The sequence below is a fragment of the Fulvivirga lutimaris genome (assembly GCF_009711525.1).
GTDB classification, from domain to species: Bacteria; Bacteroidota; Bacteroidia; order Cytophagales; family Cyclobacteriaceae; genus Fulvivirga; species Fulvivirga lutimaris.
The window spans coordinates 1-2,676 of record NZ_SMLV01000136.1 but is presented as its reverse complement, the minus strand read 5'-3'; the positions used below and the strand labels follow the sequence as shown (position 1 = coordinate 2,676).

Annotated in this window: 5 protein-coding genes; 4 read left to right on the top strand and 1 reads right to left on the bottom strand. The window is 38.2% G+C overall.

Annotated features, from left to right (window positions below; translation table 11 throughout):
* From E1140_RS21260 to E1140_RS00780, 4 genes are all read left to right on the top strand, one after another.
* On the top strand, window positions 1-473 hold a 473-nt coding region (locus tag E1140_RS21260), incomplete at its 5' end, for a DUF7935 family protein (protein WP_185153345.1).
* A 10-nt stretch (window positions 474-483) separates the two neighbouring features.
* The gene (locus E1140_RS00790; protein ID WP_155178049.1) at window positions 484-891 is read left to right on the top strand and encodes a YkvA family protein; all 408 of its coding nucleotides are present in this window, start codon (window positions 484-486) and stop codon (window positions 889-891) included.
* Entirely contained in the window at window positions 888-1,340 is a 453-nt protein-coding gene (gene dtd / locus E1140_RS00785) for a D-aminoacyl-tRNA deacylase (RefSeq protein WP_155178048.1), read from the top strand. Before E1140_RS00790 ends, dtd begins: the two co-directional genes overlap by 4 nt.
* Window positions 1,341-1,444: 104 nt before the next feature.
* Window positions 1,445-1,771, top strand: coding sequence for a nucleotide pyrophosphohydrolase (locus E1140_RS00780; protein ID WP_155178047.1), 327 nt, complete (start codon window positions 1,445-1,447; stop codon window positions 1,769-1,771).
* Between the two features lie 2 nt (window positions 1,772-1,773).
* On the opposite strand, the gene E1140_RS00775 is transcribed toward E1140_RS00780, so the two are convergent.
* On the bottom strand, window positions 1,774-2,676 hold a 903-nt coding region (locus E1140_RS00775; protein ID WP_343034108.1), incomplete at its 5' end, for an ABC transporter permease.

Here is a 2,676-nt window from a genome sequence, read left to right as displayed (position 1 = left end):
TACTTTATGCAATGTATCTGATTGTCAAATCATTTATAAATAGCGAGCTGGACAAGAAAAGAATAGAAGTGCGTGGTAAGAGTATAGAAACCGTATTACCAAACAGGCTTCATGCCTTTGAGCGTGTCATCTTGTTTTTGGAGCGTATTAGCCCTAATAACCTTATTGTTAGGTTAAACAATGGGAGTTATACGGCTAAGGAATTTCAGCAGATACTTTTAAATGAAATTAGAGAAGAGTATAACCACAATGTATCTCAACAGTTATATATGAGTGAGGAGGTGTGGGATCTTGTTAAATCGGCAAAGGAAGATTTGATAGTAACCATTAATGATGCTGTAAGTAACATGCCGGCAGAAGCAACTGGTGTAGATTTATCAAAAATGATATTTGAGAGAACTATACAGAAGGAACCAGATCCAATAAATCATGCCTTGTTAAGTGTGAAAAGAGAGATTTGGGAGACATTTTAAAAGTTGATCAATGAAAGACGTAGAGAAAAATAAATTTTTTGAGAAAGCGAGAGAAAAGGCATCGTCTGTTCTTAATAACAATGATAGGCTCAAACAGCTTTTTGCTAATTCTACAGAAAAGCTAGGTGCAGTTAATTTAGAGAGCTTTAAGGGCAGCAAATTTATAGACAGAATCAGGGTTCTAATTAGGATGGTGAAGGCCTACAAGAGAGGAGAATATAGAAATATAAAGCTTCAGAATATCCTCTTGATTGTGGCTGCGCTGGTATATTTTGTTACGCCTCTAGACCTGATTCCCGATTTTATTCCTATTACTGGTTTAGTAGATGATTTCACAGTTATTATATGGGTCTACAATAAAATTCAACAGGAGATTGATGATTTTCTGGAGTGGGAAAATGGATTGGAGATTGAATGATTGCCGTAATCCAACGTGTTTCTGAGGCTTCTGTAACTATTGAACGTCATATCAAAGGCCAAATAGGTAAAGGTCTTATGATCCTTTTAGGAATTGAAGGAGAAGATAATCAAGAGGACATTGACTGGCTCGTAAGGAAAATTCTGAATCTACGTATTTTCAATGATGAAGATGGCGTAATGAATAAGAGTCTTTTGGATGTGCAAGGTGAGATTTTACTCATTAGCCAATTCACTTTGCATGCAAGTACAAAAAAAGGCAACAGGCCCTCATACATCAAAGCAGCTAAACCTGAGATTGCTGTGCCCATGTATAATAGTTTTATTAAGGCCATTGTTCGGGAGCTAAAGAGAGACATTCAAACAGGTGAGTTTGGCGCAGATATGAAAGTTAGCTTGGTTAATGATGGGCCAGTGACTATTATTATTGACAGCAAGGACAAGAAGTAGATAATTGTCGTCATTTCGAGGGAGGCACGACAGTGAAATCTCCGGTTTAAGGAGACCTCTCACCCTTAGGGGATCAAGGTGGCGTCTGATAAATAAATATCATCATGACCATAGAAGAAGCACAGCAAAAGGTAGATGAGTGGATAAAAACCATCGGGGTTCGTTATTTCAATGAACTTACCAACATGACTATTCTTACCGAGGAAGTAGGCGAATTAGCTCGTATTATGGCAAGGCGTTATGGTGAGCAGTCAGAAAAAGAATCTGATAAGAATAAAGACCTTGGTGATGAAATGGCCGATGTGCTTTGGGTATTGATTTGTCTTGCTAATCAAACTGGAGTTGATCTAACTCAGGCTCTCGAGAAAAACTTTGAAAAAAAGACGGCCCGAGATTCGGACCGTCATAAGAATAATGAGAAACTGAAATAATATTACTCGTACCTCAGCGTATCCGTTGGATTGGAGGTAGCCGTTTTCCATGTTTGAGACATTACCGTTAGCAGGCCCAAAACCAGCAAAATAAACAGACTCACCACTACTGGTAGAACTCCAATGCCAGTGGAGTATGCATTTTGTTGAGCGATCAAAACCGTAAACAGCATATACGAAATGGGAATGGAAATAACGGAGCCAATAATCATCAGCTTGAAGAAATCTTTCGTGAGCAGATAAGTGATGTCTAACACTGGTGCTCCCATTACCTTTCTTATACCTACTTCTTTAGTACGGCTTTGAGTACTAAACACTACCATACCTAACAGCCCTAAACAAGAGATAGTGATGGCGAGCAAACCAAGAAAGAAGAAGATCTTCACAATATTCGTGTAGATATCAAAAGCGTCATCAATCTCATCAGAAAAGAATTTGGCTTCAAACTTTAAAGTGCTCATTTTTTTCCATTCTTCTTCCATATGTGTGATAGTACCTGCTACATCATCCGAGATAATTTTCACATTGGCATATTTGAATTCCTCCGACCTGTTTCTAAATAATAACGGCTCAATCTTTTGAGAAAGGTTTTGAAAATGAAAGTTTTGCATGACCCCTGCTATTCGCAATTCAGTGCTGTCATTAATCAATACTGGTTTGCCTATGGCTTGTTCGGGACTTTCAAATGCATGTACTTTTGTGAACTGCTCATTTACAATTACAAATTGTTCATTGCCAGAAATTGATCGACCGAAACTCTTGCCCGCTACTAGCTCAAGCCCAAGGTTGCTCATGTAATTATGATCTACAAATAATTGCGTGACCGCTATCGAATCGTCTTTATAGGGCAACCAAATTTGCTCATTTGAATTGACTCCCAATATTTTCGAAGACATGGATACTTG